The following is a 16,209-nucleotide window of genomic DNA, read 5'->3' on the forward strand; positions in this document are numbered from 1 at the left end:
CCAATCCTACCCTCAACCGAGGCCCGCGGTCCGGTGGCCGACCAGCGACCCGAGGGTCGGGTCGGCTTTGTGTGCCGCGAAATGGTCGTCGAAGGGGCGGATCAACTCCACGATCCGGGCCGCCCTCTCCCCTTCCATGATGGGCGCCCGGCACATCTCCTCGATCATCGACCGGAAGATCGGGTACTCCTGGACCGCGACCCGGGTCCCATAGGTGACCGTGGCCGATGGGTCGGTCAGCCCCGCCGCCAGCTCGTCCACGCGGGGGACGACGCGGGTACCATCCTTCGATGGCACCAGCTCTTCGAGGATCGCCAGCAGGAGGATTCGGAACAGCTCATCGACCACGGACCCGCCCTTCCGGTCGCGGAAGAGGCGGTAGGTGAAGATGGTCCCGTTGAAGTGGACGAACTTGGGGGGCTCGGCCATCACGCCGACCTTGCCGGTCGGGTAGTCGATAAACTGCGGATAGAGCATGCTGTCGAAGAGGATCTCGCCCCGATCGGTCGAACGGCGACGACCCTTGAGCTGGTACGGGGATCGAGATCGAGCCCATCGGTTCGAGAACATCAGCTCCCAGGTCCCGGGGATCTGATAGCCGAGCCGGAGGAAGTCGGGATCGTTCCGAGGGGTCACCCCGAGCGTGAACATCCCCCGATCCAGGCACTCGCGATACTGTCGCTCCAGGCCGCCGGATTCCAGGAAGAAGGCGTCGGCGTCGTGGAGGAAGGCGTGAGCCCCCCGGGCATGCAGGATCCCGTTGACCACGGCCATCCAGTGCGTTGCCGCCGAGCCCGGCGGCTTCATCGACCGGATGATCTTGTAGTCGAGGGGGCGGAGCCGGACCAACTCGATCCGGGGGTCGGAGAACGACCCGGCCACCTCGGCCAGGGCCCGGCCTCGGTCGTGCCCCTGACCATCGGGGACGATCAGGATCTGCCGGCAATGCGTGGTGTCCATCCGAAGGAGCCCCTCCAGCGCATAGCGCAGGAGGAACGGCATGTCCATCGGCGAGGGGAGGAGGATCGTGTATCCATCCTCGAACGGGCAAGATCGACGCCATCGGCCGAAGAGGAGCTGGAGCAACAGGCCCTTCTTGTCGATGCTCATGACGAGGCTCCTCCCCCTCCCTGGCCGGCCATCGAGGGGCCCGCGATTTCCTCGGCGGGTCCGGGCCTTCGGCCCATCAGCTCGCCCGCGACCCGTATGAGCAGAAACCGAGCATTTCGGGCATACCGGGGGGCCAGCCGGACCGGATCGGTGTAGATCCGGAAGGCCCATTCCATGCCGATCTTCTGGATCGCTCGGGGGGCCCGCTGGACCTTCCCGGCGACGAAGTCGAGCGTCGCGCCGACCTGGACCGAGACGGGTACGCCCAGCTCCTCGAAGTGCTCGGCCAGCCAGAGTTCCCCCTTGGGCTGCCCCAGGGCCACCATCAGGAGATCGGGCCGGGCCTCGCGGACCTGCTCGATCAGCGATCGGAGCCCCTCGCCCGAGAGCGTGCCGGACGCCGGGCAGGCGGTCCCCGCGACGATCAGTCCCGGATAGCGGGCCTGGAGCCGCCGGGCCGCCTCGTCGGCGATCCCATCGGCCCCTCCCAGCAGGAAGATCCGATGCCCCATCTTCGACGCCTGCTCGGCAAGGTCGTAGATCAGGTCCGAGCCGGCCACCCGCTCCGGGAGCGGGACCGGACCTCGACGCGAGGCCCAGACCAGCGGGGCCCCATCGGCCAGGAGGAAGGCGGCCCGGTCGTTCACCTCGCGAAGCTCGGGCCGCTCCGCCGTCAGCATGGCGTACTGGGTATTGGCCGTGATGAAGAACGAGGGCTGCCCGCGATCGATCAGCCGCATCACGGCCTCGGCCGCCTCGGTGCGGGTCATGGGGGCCAGGGGAAGCCCCCAGACCCAGGCCGGTCCGGTCATGATCGGCCCTCAAGGGCCGAAGAACCCGTGGCCCGCTTCAGGAGGATGCGTTCCCCTCGAATGCCGGCCGTCTCCGACTCGACCACCAGCCACGACATGATCGCCAGCTCCAGGCCGACCAGGAGCATGGCCGTCGGCATCATCAGCCATCCGGCCGCGTCGTGGGCGTACTTGCTCCCGACCTCGGCCCCGAACCGGTGATAGCACCAGGCCGTCGCCGTGATCCTCAAGACGTTGCTGGCCAGGGCGATCGGGATGATGCTGGGCAGCAGGATCACCCGTTTCCAGTTCGACATCGGCACCAGGCTGGCCGTGGCCGCGACCGTGGCCGCCAGGCTCATCAGCATCGACAGCCCATTGCAGGCCGCGGCGACTTCGAGACGCTCGTTGCCGACCTGGATCACATTCCCTTCGGGCATCACCCAGAGTCCGGTCAACTTCAAGAGCGCACACGAGCTGGTCGTCGCCAACGACTGAAGCGGCTGGGAGAGGGCCGAATTGATCTGGGGCGGGAGTGGGAAGAGGAAGATCAGGAACGCGAACGCCGGCCAGGTCCTCAGGAAACATCGCCAGCCCAGCCCGGCCAGCCCGAGCCCGGCGACCACCGGCAAGAGCGTGGCCGACTCCGACCAGTTCTGGCCCCGCTCATGGAAGAACGCGCGGGCCAAGAGCGACACGATGACGAGCGACCAGCCCGCGAGCCAGGGCCGGGGGGCCGACTCGGGATCGGTCGGCCAGGTCTTCCAGAGGATCACCAGGGCGATCGGCAGGACCAGGAACCCGTGCGAATAATCCGGCTCGCGGTTCCAGGTCTGGATAAGCGATGCCAGATTCGGCGAGTAAGACCAGCCCACCGCGGCGGCCACGGCGAGCACGGCCGCCACGTCGAGCGGGCGGGCCGCCTTCCAGTTGATCAGGGGGGCCGCCGGCCCGGGGGCGGCGACCGGCGAGGCTTCGACTCGATTGGGATCAGGATTCATGGGGATTGGCCGTCACTCGGCTTCCTGGGGGAAGGCCCGGCCCTGGGCCGATCCAACATCAGCTTCATCACGGGTAAGACGCCGTCGGACGCGGTCGCGTGACTCGACGGTCAGGACGTCACGGCCGGGGTGGACCGATCGGCTGGCCCGTTGTAGTTGTAGCTGTACGCGTAATTACCATAGGCCGCGTGCTGCCCCTTGACGCCATTGACGACGACTCCCAGCACGGGGATTCCGGCGGTGGCGAGTTGGCGATTGGCACGCTCGACCAGCGGCATCCGGCTGGCGTCGAAACGGGCGGCCATGACGGCGCCGTCGGCCCACCGTCCGATGATCAGGGCGTCGGCCACCGGGAGGATCGGCGGCGTGTCGATGATCACCAGGTCATACTGCTGGCGGAGCCGACCGAGCAGCTCGCTGAGCCGGGTCGACTTCAGGACCCGGCTGGGGTCTCTTCCGGTGATCCCGGCCGAGAGGAAGTGAAATCCGCCGGCCTGGACCGTGATCGTCGCGTCCTCGAAGGCCACATCACCGGCCAGGACATCGGCCAGACCCGGGCCGGGCGGGACGTCGAGCAGGCGGCCCAGCGAGGCCCGTCGCATGTCGGCGTCGATAAGGAGGGTCGAGGTCCTTGCGTTGGCGCATCGGGCGGCCAGGTGGGCCGCCAGTGTCGTCTTGCCCTCACCTCCGGTGGCGCTGGTGATCATCACGCAGCGACCCTCGCCGGACAGGCCCCCCTCGCAGAGCGCCACCCGGAGATGATCCAGGCTCTGGACGAACCGGGCCAGCCGTTGCTCCGACTTCTCGTCGTTGCCGTCCTCGCCTGCGCGGAGATCGGGCAGCGGGGCGATCGCGAAGACTTCCTGTCGAATCTTCGTGGAGAGGACATCGGGGTCGGCGACTCGGGCCGATCGGACCTCCAGCAAGACGACCAGTCCCAGGACGGCCCCCAGGATGCCCACCGGAGTGATCGCCATGAACTTTTTCTGGTTGTTCGAGAAAGGCTTGCCCGGAGGTTGAGCCTCGTCGACCACCGAGATTCGGGCCTCTCCTTTCGACTCGAACGTGAACTGTTCGATCCGGCGATTGACCGCCTCCTGCATCGCCCTGAGGCTCGCCCTCTCTTCCAGGACCATCGCGATGCTGACCGTATCCGCGGCCTGGTCCTTATTCTTGACTTCAAGCCGATCGAACTGAGTCTGCAAGGTCTGTTGTTTGATCTTCAGCAAATCAACCTTGGAGATGGCGGCGCGAAGATCGCTCTCGGCCGATTCGAATGGCCTTTTACCGCCGACCGCGGCCAGGATCTCCTCGCGAATTTGGCGGGACTTGAGCTCCCAGAGCCGTTCGTACCGGGCCTCGAGACGCTTGAGATTCTCATGGGCCTTCCGTTCGGCCGGGTCGCCGGGCATCCGGGTGGTCCGTCCGATCTGATCCCGTTTCTCGCGCGCCTCCATCATCTGATGGGCCAGGGCAATCACATCGCGATCATCGCGAAAACGGGCCTCGACCTGCTCGGCAATCAGGCCTTCGTCAACTTCGGGCGTCGGAGTCGGAGCATTACGGGCATTCTCGATGGCCGCCTTCATGGCCTCCATCTGGGCGGTCGCCTCGGCCAGATCCATCGAGACCACGAAGAGTTCATGCTGGACCTCGCGGAAGATATCCAGCGTGATCGTCCGCTGGGGATTGTCCCCCTCGCCACGCGCCGATTCTTCGTTCACTTGATCCCGGATCACGACCTGCGGGTCGGCATTCCCCTTGCCAACCAGGGACCGCCATTTCGCCTCGATGGCTGCCGACTTCTCCTCGAGGCCTTTCTTATACTCTTGGAGCGCCTCGATCTGGGTCGTCTTGTCGGCATTCGCCAACAACTTGTTGCTATTCATGAAGGCGTTGACCACGGCATTGACCAGGATGGCCGCCTCGAAGGCCTCTCCCGATGTCATCGAGACCTCGATCAGCGAAGTCGTGGGCACAACCCGAGCCGTGATATCGGTCGACAGCTCGATCACCACATCGGTAGCCATCTGGATCTTCGGCAGGACGGCCGCCTTGGGGCTGGCCGCCGCCGCCTGAAGGACCCCGGGGCTCTTGATCAGCTGGACCTGCGTATTCAGGAAAGTCGTCAATTGCTCGTTGTTACCGCGGACCCCATAGAGGTCGTCGGCCATCTCGGAGACCTGGATCAGGCTGACCGCCTTATACTTAGGCTTGACGAGCTTGTACACCGCCGCGCAAACGCCGGCCGAGCCGACCACCCAGAGCATCAGGACGAGCCACCAGTAACGACGGACCCCCCGGACCGCGACCCGGACAGACAGCGGCGAGGCCGTCGCCACCTCCGGCAGTCCGCCCGAATTCCGGATCGTCACCGGGACGATCGGGCGCTGGGACGCCATCCGGGCCGGGACGGACGAGCGGGGTGTATCGAAGGTATCCATGGTTGGTGCTCTTTCCGCGAATGATCGAGTCGTGAGTGACGCGTGCCGCGGGGTGGGTGGGACGTGGGCCTGGAGGGCCGAACGGGCCGGAGGCCCCGGCCCTGGGGCATCGCGACCCCGGGCGGTCGCGTCGGCGACCCCGGCATCGTCCGCGCGGGGAAACCCGCTTCAATTTACGGATCGGGAGCGTGCAGGGTCAACATAAAAATCCATGACGACCTCGCCACATCACCTTAATGTTTCCCGCGCACAACACCCCCCATCCTAAAAAGTAGAAAAACCCCCGGCTGTGCCCCGGGCCCCGAGCTCGCTTGACAGGCCCCGACCGATTCCGGCTATCCTGGGATCAACCGGACCCGATTCCGCAATGGGCGACAAGTCGGCCGAATCCCGCCCCCCCCGACCGAGATCCGCACGTGAAAGATCAGAAACCGACCGAAGGGGCAACGCCGGGCGAAGGCCCGGGAAGCGGCCCCCGTCCGCCCCGAGAGCGGACCGATCGGATCTTCCATCTGAACGTGAAGGCCGTCGGTGGGCTGGTCGCGGCCGTGGTCCTCTCGGGGATCATCTACGCGATCGCGGTTCGTAACAATGATGAAAAAGTCCGCGAGCAGGTCCTCGAAACCGCCGCCACTTTCGAGAAGGAAGGCAAGATCGACCTGGCGATCCGCAACCTGGCCCGCTATCTCGATGCCCATCCCGAGGACATGAAGGTCCTGGAACAGCAAGCCCGAATCACCGCCCAGGCCGCCCGAAATATCGACGAATTCGAAGCCGCCGCCAGGATCAATGACAAGCTCCTTCGGAGGGATCCCGACGCACCGGAACGCCAGGAGACCCGTCGGCGGCTGATCGAACTCTACATCAAATCCGCCGCCCAGCTCCAGGCCTACGCCGAGAACGCACAATCACGGACCAAGGCGAAGGAGGCGGTCTTCAATCAGAAATATCAAGCGGCCAAGACGATCGCCGAGAATTTGATCTACAAGTTTGAACCCGGCGAAAATGGCGAGAAGATCAAGACGGACCAGGAAAACAAGGATTCCAAACCCGGCGATCACCGACTGCTGGCCGGGGCCCTGGAGGGGATGGCGGCCCCCGGAAATCCCGAGGCCCTCGACGAGGCGATCCGAGAATACCAGAAGGCCCTCCGAGGCGACCCGGGCGACTCGATCGCCGCCGAGCAGCTGGCCCGGATCTACCTCGATCGTCGGGACGATCCGGCCCAGGGCGAGGCGATCCTCGACGGGCTGGTCGAGGCCCGCCCAGGATCCCACGAGGTCCGCCTGACGCGGTTCCGATTCTTCCGAAAGACGCGTCGCCCCGAACGGGCCGCGGCCGAACTCGAAGAGGCGATCCGCCTGGCCCCATCCGACCTCGTGGTCCGTCTGACCGCGGCCGACGAGGAGCTCGCCCGGGGCAACGGCAGCGAAGCCCGAAAGCACCTCGACGCGATCCCCAAGACGCTCCAGAATGACCTTCGCATCCAGGTCATGCGAGGCATGATCGACTTCAACGATGAGCGACCCGAGGATGCCATCCTCGGCTGGCGACAGGGCCTGATGACCGTCGACGGCACCGACGCCGATCTGACCTGGTGGCTGGCCCACGCGTTCCTTCGAATGGGAAATGTGGCCTCGGCACGCCCTCTAATCCTCCAGTATCGCCGCCTGACCAGCGAGAATGATCCACTCCATCGGCTACTCCAGGCGGAACTCGAAGAGCGGACTGGCCGACCGACCCGCGCCATCTCCATCCTGGAAGCGGTCGAGGACGAGCTCTCCAACTTGTATCTGGGCATGGCGTCTCTGAGCCTGGGTCGTTGCTACGAGGCCATCTCGGACCGAGGCAAGGCGCTGCAGGCATACCGGCGGGCCAACCAGGTCGACTCCAACCTGTCCGAAGCCCGGATCGCCGCGGCCCGACTCCTGGGCAATAACGCCGACGCGATCCGGGAGATCGAACGAGGGCTGCAGGTCGATGCCACCGACCCGACCCTGCAGATTGCACTGATCACCGCCCTGCTCCGTCGAGAGGCCGGCCGGCCACAGCAATCCTGGCGGGAATTCGACCAGGCCATGGCTCGGGCCACCAAGTCGATGGGGATGAATGCACCACTCCTGCTGAACCAGGCCTACCGGCTCGCCCTGAGCAATAACATCGGCGAAGCGATTGCGTTACTCGAAAAGGGTGTCGCCTCGATCCCCAAGAATTCCCTCATGTGGATCACGCTGGCCGAGGCCCTCAATCGGGCCGGACGACCCGGCGAGGCGTCGAAGGTCCTCGAACGAGCCTCGAAGCCCGAGGCCGTCGGCAACCGGGCATCGATCTGGATCGCCCGAGCCCAACTCCTCCTGGACCAAGGCCGAGGCCGCGAGGCCCGCGATCTCCTGGAGAGTGTCACCGGGAAAGTTCCCGTCGGAGATCGACCGGAAGTCTGGGAGGCCCTGGGCCGACTCGATGCATCCCGAGGCGACCTTGCCGGCGCCCGGTCCGCCTTCACCGAGTGGGGCCGGCTCCTCCCGGAAGACCCACGGCCCCGGCTCGCCTTGCTCGACCTGGCCGAAGCCGTCGGCGATGAGGCGACCCTCCGAGCTACCGTCGAAGCACTTCGGTCGATCGACGGGCCGGAGGACATCGCCTGGCGACTCAGCCGGGCCCAGCAGCTCCTCTGGGAGCGGACCTCAAACGCTCTCGACGCCCCGACCAGCGACCCCGGGCTGGACGAGGCGAATCGGCTCGTCGAGGAAGTTCTGAAAGACGCCCCAGAGATGCCCGCAGCCCATCTCCTCAGGGGGAGGGTCATGGAGCAGCTCAACAACCCCGTCCAGGCCCGGATCGCCTACGAAAAGGCCTTGCAAGGCGGTGCCCAGGCGGCACTCCCACGACTGGTCGAGCTCCTGACAAGGCTCGGCCAGTTCGACGACCTGGAACGGCTCAAGGACTCGGTGCCCCCTTCCCAGGTCGAACGACTTTCGGCCGCCGCCTCCTACCGGGCGGGGAATACTGAAGCCGCCAACCGTTTCCTCAATCAGGCATTCCAGGATGGCGGAGGCATTCGGACCTCTCCGGCATGGCAATCCCGGATGCTCGAAAATCTCGGTCGACGTGATCGCTCCGAAGCCGTCCTCCGCGGGGCCGCCGAGCGTCAGCCGACGGCCATACAGCCCTGGGCCGAGTTGATCCGAGGCCTGGCTCGCCACGGCAAGGAGGCCGAGGTCGCCGCGACGATCGAGCAGGTCATGGCGCTCGTCAAACCTGAGGAGAAAGAGCTCGCCGAAGCCCAGCTCCGTTGGGCCGCCGGCGACCGGAAGGCGGCAGACCTGGCCTTCCAGAACGCGATCGCCCGCAAGCCGGATGACATCGCTCTCCTGATGACGGCCGCCCGTTACTTCAAGGAAGGAGGCGAGGTCAAATCGGCAGCGACCCAGCTCGAGGCGGTCCTCAAGCTTGAACCGAAGAACCGGGAGGCCGTCCAGGAACTCGCGGTCCTGTTGGCTTCCCAGCCCGAGACGTGGAACGAGGCCGAACGCCTGATTGGCGTCGAAGCATCGCCCGGAGACCTGCCCGCCGATCGGCTGGCACGCGGGATGGTCATGTCTCGAGCTACCGAACCAGCCGTCAAAGCTCGAGCCGTCGAGATACTGCAAAACCTCGTCGAAGACAGCTCTGCCAAGAGTTCCCTCGCGATCGTGGGACGCACCTTCCTGACCCGTCTGCTCCTGGAATCCGGCCAGCCCGATCGTGCTCGAGAGGTTGCCGCGATCCTCGCAACCGCTTCGGAAACTCCTGAGGCCATCGGCCTTTACATCGAATGTCTTCTCGGGACGAGGAATATTCCCGAGGCGCTCCGCCAGGTTGCTCGCCTGGAATCGATCGATCCGAGCGACGCGAATGCTCCCGAATATCGGGTCCGATGCATCCGCGAATCCGCCGGTCCCGGGGACGCCGCCAAGGCCCTGGTGAAGGCCGTCCGCGATCAGGCCTCCCGGCCGGAATCCGAACGGTTCGCCCGCGCCGCTTTCGATTCCATCTCCGCGATGGATCCGACCGCGCTTGATGAAGCGGAGAACATCGGTCAGGTCGTCACCGGATTTCGCCCCAGCGCCTCTTGGATGCTGGGGCGGATCCTGGCGCGTCGGGGGCAACTCGGCGAAGCGCTTGATGTCTGCCGGGCGAGCGTCGAGGCGAAACTTCCCGAAGATCAACGAGGTGCGGCCGAGGTCGCCATGGAGGTCGCCACGGCACGCGATGTCGACACCGCCGTCATGACAAGAGCCGCCTCGATCGTGGATGAAATCCTGGCCAATCACCCGTTCGATTTCGCGGTCCTGAAAATGGCCGCCATGATCCGCCACGCCCAGGGCCGATTCGAGGACGAGGTTCAACTCTACCGCAAAGCCCTGACGATCCAGCCCGGCGATCCCCTCTGTTCCAACAACCTGGCCTGGGCACTATCCGAAGGCCTGGGACGCCCCGAAGAGGCCCTCCCCCTGCTCGACGAGATTATCGCCCGCCAGGGTCGGGTGTTCTGGGTCCTGGACACCCGAGGCGTGGTCCTGACCAGGCTCGGACGCCTCGACAGGGCGATCGAAGATCTGAAGGATTCCGCGGCCGAGCAGCCTTCCTCGGTCGTCCTCTACCATCTCGCTCGGGCCTATCGAAAGGCCAATCGCGACCAGGAATTCCGGCAATACCGGGACGAGGCCCGCCGAGCCGGAATTTCACCGAAAGAACTCGACCTGACCGAGCGGGCTGAGATGACTTCACTCATGTCGCTCTGATCAATGAGCCGGGGTGGTCGCGGATAAAAAGACTAGGCGTTCTCCGATCGGGGCGATGAGATCCAGGAGGAGAGTTCCTCGCCCCGACCGAATTCGGTCCATAACTTCAGCACGACATCATACTCATTGGCTCGTGTCGCCGTCCGGAGGAAGTCTCGAGGTTCTTCTCCGGATGTAACACCGACGATGACCCGCAGACCGGCGGCGGTCGCCGACCATTTCGGGTCTTCTTGGAGTGCGGAAAGAACTTCGACGCAGAACGGCTCTAGATCCTCGGCGTCTTCGCCGAATTCCCCACCCCGAACCAGATGGGCAAGCCCATCACCGATGCCAAGGTCGTCGGCGAAGTCGCCGAAGTACCAGCTATCGTCCGGATTGGCCCATCGTAGCCATGTGGCGAGCTGCTCCAGGTTGTCGGACTTCTCCCGCGCCTTTCCCCGACAGCGGTATCCTGCGGCATAGTATTCGTCAGCCACGCGGTGCAACTTTTCCTCGGTGGCGACGGCATAACCGAGGTAGGCGCCGCAGGGACCAGCAATGATGGCCAGTGCATATGGAGTCTCATCGGGGGCATGCCGACGAAACTCGGCAAGCGCATCTGCAGTGGCACCCCGTAGAATGGAGAAGAAGGTCGGTCGATCCATAGATGCCTGCTCCGCCTGAATCGAATCCGGCCCTGGACGTCAAGAGGAGAGTTCCCTGGGCGTTTTATGCGATCTTGCCCCTCGCTTAATACCTCTCAAGACAAGCGGACCGCGATGCCATCAGGCAGAGGATCGGAAGGAAGGACCAGCCCACCGATACATACCTCTGAACGTGTCAAGTGTTGCCCGTGGTTCGACGGCGGATTTGTTACAATGACGCGGCTCGGTGAAGCGGAGTCAGGCTCTGCGGGGACGCAACCGGACGAGGAATAACCGGGCCGACGGTGCGCCGAGGCGCACGAGGCCCCTGGCCGGCCCCGGTCGTCCAGGGGTCGCTTGTCCTTCCAGCCCGCTTCGGACACCGGAGCCATGCCTCGGAAAATCCCGGGGGTGCGGGGGCAGAGCCCCCGGGGATCGATGCCGCCCACGCCCCGGCGGTCACGGGACGAGAGACGATGCGCCCCAACCAATCAACACAATCCTACTCCTGATATCTAAAAGAAGATCTCATTTCCGCCGCCCCGCCGGGCGGCCAGTCTCGCCTGAGTTCGCTGGCTCTTGCTCGCCCTTCTTCCGGCCTCGATCCTCGGCCGGCTCTGCTCCAGAATCGGCCGACTTCCCCTGGTACAGCCCCCGGACGAAATCCCCTAGTTCTCGCTCCGCGAGCATCCGACGCTCGCCGGCGGGCAGGCTCTCAGGCGCCGTCACGGGAGGCAGTTGGGCCGACCGGTAGACCTCCGCCAGGCCCGATCCGGCCTTGGCCCGGGGCGATGCCTGTGTTCCCTCAGCCGCCTGCGTGCCGGCCCCCTGGAGCTTGGCGAACTTCTCGCGCATCAGCTCCGGCCTGGCGTAGCGGTACGGCTCGTTGTTCTTGAGCATCAGGTAGGCGATCGTCACCAGCTTGCGGGCCACCGCCGTGATCGCTACCGCGCGGCTCTTCCGCTTGGAGAGCCGGCGGAAGAACGCCCCGATCGGGCCGGGGTGGCGGCTGGCGTGCTGGGCCGCCTGGGTCAGCAGGCCGCGGGCCTGGGGGCTGCCCGACTTGGTGATCGGCCCGTGGTAGCACTTGCGGCCCGACTGCCTCGTCGAGGGGACTAGCCCCAGGTAGCTGGCGGCGTGGTCGCCATCGCGGAATCGGCCGATGTCGCCCAGCGCCGAGAGCAGACCCAGGGCGACCACGTAGTTCACCCCGGGGATGGTCATCAGGAGCTGGACCCGCTTCTCTTTCCGAGCGGACTCGGCCAATTCCTTGTCGATCTCGGCGAGCTCGCCGTCGATCAGGGCGATCTGCCTGAGCTCGCTGTCGCGGGCCAGTCGAGCATGGGCGGGCAGGTCGAGGGCCTTCAGCCAGGCCATCCCGGTCTTGGTCCAGAGGACCTTGCAGGGGGGCTGAAGCAGCAGGCGAGCGAGCAGGCACTGGACGCGGTTCTTGGCCCGCGACCTCTGGGTCATCAAGGCGGCGCGGTGGGTGAGCAGGCCGCGGAGTTGCTGGGTGTCCTGGTCGGGCTGCCAGACGGTGGGCAGGTAGTCGCAGCGTAGGAGCTGGGCGAGGACCTCGGCGTTGACCTTGTCGGTCTTGACCTTGGCCTCGGCGATGGCGCGAGTCTTGAGCGGGTTGCCGACGACGACGCGGGCCACGAAGGGGCGGAGGACGTTGACGACGGCCCAGGTGTTGGTGGTGGCCTCCAGGGCGATGTGGTCGGTCTTGGTGAGCTGGGCCCGGGCGAACGCCTCCAGCTCCTGTCGCAGGCAGCCGGTGCGGCCGCGGTAGGCGACCTTGCCCTTGTCATCGAGGGCGCAGACTTCGATGAACTGCTTGTGGAGGTCGAGGCCGACGTATCGATCCATTGCCATGCCTCCGTCGAGACCGGGCGTGGGCGGGTGCAGCTCGCGGGAGCGAGCCAAGTGGGCCGAACGGCACTTACCTCTTCGAGCTCGTGGCTCAACCGGGTGGGCCGCGGGGTGGTCAGTTAAAAAACCGGGCTCGAAGCCCATATCTATCATCGACCGGCCCCGAGGTGAACGGCCCGCCCCATGCCCGGACGGCATTCGATCGTATCCGCTTCACCCCGTCCCGAATCCGGTATCCCTAGATATAAGCCGGAGTGCCAGGACGTTGCAAGCGGGAGGAGCGGTGTTTGGTCACCGCCCTGCTAACGTTCATACCCGATAATAAAAAACCCGATGACTGTTAGCTTCTCTCGAAGTAACAGGCATCGGGGATGATTCAATCTACGATTATAGCCGATCGAGACCAGGCTCGCGAAGTGGCCGAGTTCAGGCCGCTTTGCGACGGAGCCGGCTGGCGCCGACGACGCCGGCCAGGCCAAGGCCCAGCATGACCAGGCTGGCGGGCTCGGGGACCACCGGAGCGACGGCCAGGGTGAACGAACCCGAGACCGGTCGGCCCGCGCCACCCACCTGGGTCAGCCCGATGGCCAGGACGGCCGGGGCGGAGTCGCCCTTGCCCGGGAACAGGGTGCCACCGGTGAAGGTCCCGATCAGCTCGATGTTACGGAAGGAACCGAGGGCGAAATCCGAGGTGATCGCCGTCGCCACGAACGTGCCGAACGCGGCGTTCCCGAAGGTGAACGAGGTCGGCGCAAGCGTCAGGGTGAAGGGACCCGTGCCGACCGAGGTGCCGCCCGCGACGTTGGAGGCGAAGTCGCCATCGCTGGGAGAAGAAGCGGTCAGACCCGAGAAGTTGAAGACCGAAGCGGAGCCAACGCTGGTGGTGTTCATCGTCGTCGAGCCTACGCTGATGGCCTGCGAGCCGGACACCGAAGCGGCCTGGGCGGCCGAGGTACCCGCCAGCACAACCAGGCCAGCGAGTAGGAAGCGGATCGTGTTCGTGAGGCCGTGTCGCATTAGTACTCCTGTGAAATGGACCGAGAAGAATTATGGGGTAGCTCGGCCTTCTTTGGCCGACCAAACTCCCGCCCTTTAAAGGGTTTCCAGCATTCGGCGAGTCGCTGAATTGAGACGAATGTCATGGTGGAGTCATAATCAGACATAGTCAATCAAAAAACACCTAGACGGGACAAATCTGTTCAGGTCCTCGGTCCAGCAAAGTTCTTTGACAGAGGTAAGTCGATTTTTTTCAACATAAAGGCACCGCAACGACTTGGGGGAAATTTTTGCGACCGTCAAGTCCGTAGAGACAACTTCTGTAGTTGGACGTTATAATAAGGCGATGTGGGCTTTACACGGATCCGAACAGACCTTAAGACTAGCAAATCGACCCCATCCGACGTAGCTGAAGCAAAGACTCATTCGATGCCGAGGAGTCCGCTCGATGATCGGTCACGCGGAGAATTCCGAGTCGGTCGAGGTGCGTTCGGGGAAGAGCGACCTGGGAGGGCTGGTTCGAGTCGCGCTCCGTACGATTCTGGTTCTCTACCTATCGCCGGTCATCGTGATAGTTTTGATGATCGGAGTCATATCCGTGGTCGTTCAAACGCTCTTCGGGGGCGGAAACAGCACGGCCGAGCGAGTCCGCATCCGGGAAATCGTCGACCCCAAGGGGCTTGCGCGCGGACGAGAGGAAACGCTCTTCTCGATCAGTTCGAACCCTCGAGGTACGGGCATCCGTTTTTGAGGCCTTGTCCGCTCGGCTCGCCTCATCGATTTCATGCTCGATCGCTGGGATGAGATGAGAGAGGAATTGCTCGATCGGATCATCGGGTTGAAGTCGTTCGCCGTCCGCGACTCTACGTTGTACCTGAATCTTGAAGATCCCCGGATTGCGCCGAGGAAACTTTCGATTCGACCCGAAGCTGGGAGACCAAACTCCGCCTAAACGGAACGAGTAATAGACGCCTTCTCGAAGATTCAAGAGGCCACTGTCGCCTTTCGAGTAGATCGCTGATCGGAACTTGCACTTGGGGCGACCATCCGTCTCGGTCTCACTCAGCTTGATCTCCCGGTCGGCGGAATCGCCGGACAGGACATAACCACTGGAGGGGTAGCAGACCTCGGGGGTGTGGGGGATGACCGGACCAGCCGGCCCGAACAAGACGAGGACGACCAGCGAAACGCCGGTCAACTCATCGACGTAGGTTCGCATGACATAATCGCTGGCGCCGGTGATCCGCATCGTCAGCGAATCGAGCGTTCGTTCGCCCCCTTCCTGGATCTTCCACCCGCCGAGCGTGGTCGGGATATCCTTCAGCGGAAATGGGCAGGTTTCCGTGATGCTCGACTCGACCTCGTGTCTCCGATCCTGGACCGCCCTCGCCAATCCCGAGATCAGCAGCAGGACGCAACCTGCCGACATCCACAGGATCGTGGATCGTCGACGGCGGTAGGGAGACAGCACTTTGTCATCGGCGACTGGCGGGGCGATCGCCTCAGTGGAAGACATGATGCTCGACTCGCAGGGGAAACCGGTAGGGGTCAGCGACGAGGACCGATGACCAGATACGTGGATCGCGAGGGATCGTGACGCTTCCACGTTTACCGTAGGTGATTAGCAAGCACCTTTCCCGACGATCACGACTGAAATTGTCTTGATCAAGATTTGCAGATCGACGGCCAGGGTCCAATTCGTAACATAGTTCAAATCGAGCCCGAGCATCTGCTGGCTATCAATATCGCTCCGACCCGACACTTGCCAGGGCCCGGTGATGCCAGGGACCACCGTCAGGCGTCGCGAGTAACCCCGGTGATCGACGTCCGCCAGCTTCTCGCTGTCGCGGAGTTGGAGCGGCCGGGGACCGACCAGGCTCATATCCCCCATCAGGACGTTCCAGAGCTGCGGCAACTCGTCCAGGCTGGTCTTCCGGAGAAACCGCCCCAGGGACGTCACCCGAGGGTCATCCTTGATCTTGAAGAGCACGCCGCCGGCGCTCTCGTTCCGAGCCTCCAGGTCGCGAAGCCGTTGCTCGGCGTCGGGGACCATGGTCCGAAATTTACAACAAAGAAAGATTCGACCATTCAGTCCCACCCTCGGCTGGCGAAACAGGATCGGACCCCGCGATTCGAGCCGAACCAGGAGGCCGACCAGGGCCAACAGCGGTGCGAGGAAGATCAGCCCACCGATCGCACCGACGAGATCCATGGCCCGCTTCACCGTCGATCGAGTAGCCAGCGCGGGAGCCGTCGCGATTCGAGGCTCGACCGCGAGGCGACTCCCAGGCGAGGGCGCGATCTCATAAGTTGTCAGGGTCATCGGGCTGAGGGTGCTCATTGGGACGGCTTCTCCGGGAGGAGACCTGGCGGTGTGTCTGGCTCGGCAGAGCGAGGACCGATAATGGACACCACCGGCGGGGTAGGCGGTCGGGACCGCGTACGAGAGGACCGGGAGAGGTCGATGGCTTAGCTTAGCGATCGCAACTTTCCAGGTCAATTCATTATCGGGCAGAGTGTATGATCTTTGAGCACCAATTGCCGCAAGGTGTTGCTTTTTTCCTACACCTGAAGAAAGGATAATTTCT

At 64.5% G+C, this 16,209-nt stretch carries 10 protein-coding genes; 1 reads left to right on the forward strand and 9 read right to left on the reverse strand.

Translation table 11 applies throughout. From position 1 onward, the window contains the following. Positions 1 to 12: 12 nt before the first annotated feature. From P12x_RS30115 to P12x_RS30130, 4 genes are all read right to left on the reverse strand, one after another. Positions 13 to 1,110, reverse strand: a complete 1,098-nt coding sequence (locus P12x_RS30115; protein ID WP_435011790.1) for a hypothetical protein — start codon at positions 1,108 to 1,110, stop codon at positions 13 to 15. Next, positions 1,107 to 1,922: a WecB/TagA/CpsF family glycosyltransferase gene (locus tag P12x_RS30120; protein WP_435011791.1), complete on the reverse strand. Its 816-nt coding sequence runs from the start codon at positions 1,920 to 1,922 to the stop codon at positions 1,107 to 1,109. The genes P12x_RS30115 and P12x_RS30120 overlap by 4 nt, the downstream gene beginning before the upstream one ends. Next, positions 1,919 to 2,902, reverse strand: coding sequence for an exosortase/archaeosortase family protein (locus P12x_RS30125; protein ID WP_435011792.1), 984 nt, complete (start codon positions 2,900 to 2,902; stop codon positions 1,919 to 1,921). The genes P12x_RS30120 and P12x_RS30125 overlap by 4 nt, the downstream gene beginning before the upstream one ends. A gap of 110 nt (positions 2,903 to 3,012) precedes the next feature. Next, positions 3,013 to 5,346 carry a polysaccharide biosynthesis tyrosine autokinase gene (locus tag P12x_RS30130; protein ID WP_435011793.1) on the reverse strand — a complete coding sequence of 778 codons (2,334 nt, stop codon included), beginning with the start codon at positions 5,344 to 5,346 and terminating at the stop codon, positions 3,013 to 3,015. Between the two features lie 416 nt (positions 5,347 to 5,762). On the opposite strand from P12x_RS30130, the gene P12x_RS30135 reads away from it, so the two are divergent. After that, a complete protein-coding gene (locus tag P12x_RS30135) occupies positions 5,763 to 10,130 on the forward strand; it encodes a tetratricopeptide repeat protein (RefSeq protein ID WP_435011794.1) in 4,368 nt (1,455 codons plus the stop codon). Between the two features lie 32 nt (positions 10,131 to 10,162). Here P12x_RS30135 and P12x_RS30140 read toward each other — a convergent pair whose 3' ends face one another. From P12x_RS30140 to P12x_RS30160, 5 genes are all read right to left on the reverse strand, one after another. Further along, positions 10,163 to 10,774, reverse strand: coding sequence for a DUF4303 domain-containing protein (locus P12x_RS30140; RefSeq protein ID WP_435011795.1), 612 nt, complete (start codon positions 10,772 to 10,774; stop codon positions 10,163 to 10,165). Between the two features lie 507 nt (positions 10,775 to 11,281). Further along, a complete protein-coding gene (locus P12x_RS30145) occupies positions 11,282 to 12,622 on the reverse strand; it encodes an IS110 family transposase (RefSeq protein ID WP_435011796.1) in 1,341 nt (446 codons plus the stop codon). Between the two features lie 429 nt (positions 12,623 to 13,051). Then, the gene (locus P12x_RS30150) at positions 13,052 to 13,642 is read right to left on the reverse strand and encodes a PEP-CTERM sorting domain-containing protein (protein ID WP_435011797.1); all 591 of its coding nucleotides are present in this window, start codon (positions 13,640 to 13,642) and stop codon (positions 13,052 to 13,054) included. A 532-nt stretch (positions 13,643 to 14,174) separates the two neighbouring features. Further along, entirely contained in the window at positions 14,175 to 15,137 is a 963-nt protein-coding gene (locus tag P12x_RS30155; protein ID WP_435011798.1) for an exosortase-associated EpsI family protein, read from the reverse strand. 105 nt (positions 15,138 to 15,242) lie between these two features. After that, positions 15,243 to 15,962, reverse strand: coding sequence for a sugar transferase (locus P12x_RS30160; protein WP_435011799.1), 720 nt, complete (start codon positions 15,960 to 15,962; stop codon positions 15,243 to 15,245). Positions 15,963 to 16,209: the final 247 nt, after the last annotated feature.

The sequence above is a fragment of the Tundrisphaera lichenicola genome (assembly GCF_051175385.1).
Lineage (GTDB): Bacteria > Planctomycetota > Planctomycetia > Isosphaerales > Isosphaeraceae > Tundrisphaera > Tundrisphaera lichenicola.

What these genes read in the sequence shown, in the direction of transcription:
- P12x_RS30115 (WP_435011790.1), bottom strand. Translation starts at nt 1,110, where the DNA reads ATGAGCATCGACAAGAAGGGCCTGTTGCTCCAGCTCCTCTTCGGCCGA.
- P12x_RS30145 (WP_435011796.1), bottom strand. Translation starts at nt 12,622, where the DNA reads ATGGATCGATACGTCGGCCTCGACCTCCACAAGCAGTTCATCGAAGTC.
- P12x_RS30155 (WP_435011798.1), bottom strand. Translation starts at nt 15,137, where the DNA reads ATGTCTTCCACTGAGGCGATCGCCCCGCCAGTCGCCGATGACAAAGTG.
- P12x_RS30150 (WP_435011797.1), bottom strand. Translation starts at nt 13,642, where the DNA reads ATGCGACACGGCCTCACGAACACGATCCGCTTCCTACTCGCTGGCCTG.
- P12x_RS30140 (WP_435011795.1), bottom strand. Translation starts at nt 10,774, where the DNA reads ATGGATCGACCGACCTTCTTCTCCATTCTACGGGGTGCCACTGCAGAT.
- P12x_RS30160 (WP_435011799.1), bottom strand. Translation starts at nt 15,962, where the DNA reads ATGAGCACCCTCAGCCCGATGACCCTGACAACTTATGAGATCGCGCCC.
- P12x_RS30130 (WP_435011793.1), bottom strand. Translation starts at nt 5,346, where the DNA reads ATGGATACCTTCGATACACCCCGCTCGTCCGTCCCGGCCCGGATGGCG.
- P12x_RS30120 (WP_435011791.1), bottom strand. Translation starts at nt 1,922, where the DNA reads ATGACCGGACCGGCCTGGGTCTGGGGGCTTCCCCTGGCCCCCATGACC.
- P12x_RS30125 (WP_435011792.1), bottom strand. Translation starts at nt 2,902, where the DNA reads ATGAATCCTGATCCCAATCGAGTCGAAGCCTCGCCGGTCGCCGCCCCC.